At 34.4% G+C, this 2,330-nt stretch carries 1 protein-coding gene and 1 pseudogene; both read right to left on the reverse strand.

Annotated features, from left to right (window positions below; genetic code table 11):
* Positions 1-355: 355 nt before the first annotated feature.
* Positions 356-874, reverse strand: coding sequence for a hypothetical protein (locus tag AB3X49_RS21605; protein ID WP_367964648.1), 519 nt, complete (start codon positions 872-874; stop codon positions 356-358).
* Between the two features lie 53 nt (positions 875-927).
* A pseudogene (locus AB3X49_RS21610) lies at positions 928-2,044 on the reverse strand (C45 family autoproteolytic acyltransferase/hydrolase).
* Positions 2,045-2,330: the final 286 nt, after the last annotated feature.

Below are 2,330 nucleotides of genomic sequence, written 5' to 3' on the forward strand. Positions count from 1 at the left end.
ATTTAGTTCATTTTTTATCATATTAACCTGTGTCTACTTTTTAGTCTAACATCATCTTGTAATGGGAAAGCAATTTATCACAATTAGCTAACTCATTCGACTCACTGGCAGACAACCAAAATTGTTGTCTGCTTTTTGTATGGAATTTTTCATTTTGCATATACTACTTTTGAGCCTGTTTACCAATGCAAGCCATTTTGGTGTTTTGAATTCCGACTAAGCTTTTTTGTTGCATAAATTATTACATCTTTGACAACACTGGTTAAAAGCGCGTTTTCTGGTTATTCGTAGTTCTAGTCCAGAATAATTTTTCTCCTATAAAGGACAGTAGGTACGACTGCTCGTCCTTTTTTACTTATATCGCATACTCTCCCTTTTGACAGCTATGAACCACATTGCCCTCTTCATCGAAGTAAGCAATTTCCCAATAAGGGTGGCAGTTGTACGCTTCTATTTCCCCATCGAACAAAACGAACAAATTAGTTTTCCAGTTTCCAACGATTGTACCCCACTTGCCAGCTACATTTACTCGCATACCCATGTAAGCAAAATGTAGATTTCGGTGGTTCTGCACTTTCTTGAAAGCTTTTTCCGCGTTGTACATCTGCTTGATGTCAAAAACACCTTCGTTCTCGCACTTTACAAACTTCATGAATTCTGTCATTGGCATTTGATATCTCTTTAACTTTAAGGGTATATTCTCATGTCTTACCCAATATGCAAACAAATTTAAGATTGCAATTAAAAAGCAACAACTAGAAGTTAATGCACTTTTTAATCCTTTTATCCCTGATTTTTTTCTTTTTTGATAAGTTATATACATCGAAACGACTAAAAATAAGATAAGAACAAATGGTAACATGGCTTGTAGCAATATCAACCCCTCCTGTCTATTTCCGCTCCCTCCATTTTACCACATTATTCCTTTTATTCTTTAGGAATCAACTCACTTTTCTCTTCAAAAATCAGTATATTCACTATTTTCAAAGTTCACATTCACTTGAGAAAACGGAAGGCTTTCTCCAACTTTCAATGAGTGCCACTCGTTGAAAAGTGGCGATCCGAAGCAAATATTCAATGTACGATCCTGTAAATCAAATAATACAGAATGCAAAGTCCCAAACCACTCTTCATAATTATGCACCGTCACCCCTGCAGGATATTCTTCTTCTACCAATCCTTTTAAAGATTCCATACTCACCTGTTCATTTCGGTTTAAATGCTCATGTAAAATGTGATATCTCTTCGTAGATTGCTCTAGTCTCCTGTTATTTAATTTTTGAATGGATGAACTAACCGCATGATTAGTTGATACGATAAAGCCTTGACTGTCTTCTTTAGTTGTTGTTGATTTAAAACCATCAAAAATCTCTATATGTGCCGCTTTTAAAGGATCAGCTACAATTATATTAATGTTACTTGCAATTGGCATTTCTTCTATTAATATCTTAGCCTCCTGCACATTTTGACATTTCTCCAATAATACCCGAATTACCGCAAAACATTGCAAACCATTTACCATCGGCTTTCTTAAACCATCAATATTCCCTACAGGTTGACCACATGCCGAAAATGTAACAGATAACCCATGCTCGTTAATTCCTTCTGTTCGTCCAAAATATTGAGTAGAAAAGCCACTATGTGCATATGCACCTTCAACATGCGTCGAGCAAAAACGCATATCATCTATTCTCGGTGATAAATCATAATTTCTTAATACATATGTATGCTCTGAATCAGTTTTTCTAGGTAATACTGCACAATGACTACAACCTACTTTTAATAGTGTTTGATAATAATACATCATATTTCTAGAAGGGATTTTCAATACTTCGCAAAACCCTTCAATTTCTTCATTAATTCCTGGACAATATTGTTTTAGTACTTTTCTAGATTCTGTCCAATGGCTATCTGATATTAAATTTTCTTGCTGCATAAATTGTGGAATGAGATACGGATGATTTTTCACAAACTCCCCTTGCTGTTTTCCAACTTCATAATGACTTCCTTTTAGCGATGAAAAGTACCCCTTTACTTGATACACCATAATCTCCCCCTCACATTGAATATATTCCATATCATACCAAAACACTTTTGTTCATTCTTGATGTTTTTTGCTATTTCCCCCATCACAACCACGGTTTTCCTTTTCAAAAGGCATTATTTACTGTCTAGTTAAAACCTTGTTAAGATTACCGTAAGAATAGACTTTTAATAGGTTGTAAAAATAAGTTCAACATTACAAAACTAGATTTAATAATATCAAATGGATAATACTCTACATCGAAACTTCTTATTTGCGATCAACTATTTATTGAAACGAGCAAACT

It is taken from the genome of Bacillus sp. C30, from assembly GCF_040838255.1.
Lineage (GTDB): Bacteria > Bacillota > Bacilli > Bacillales > Bacillaceae_G > Bacillus_A > Bacillus_A mycoides.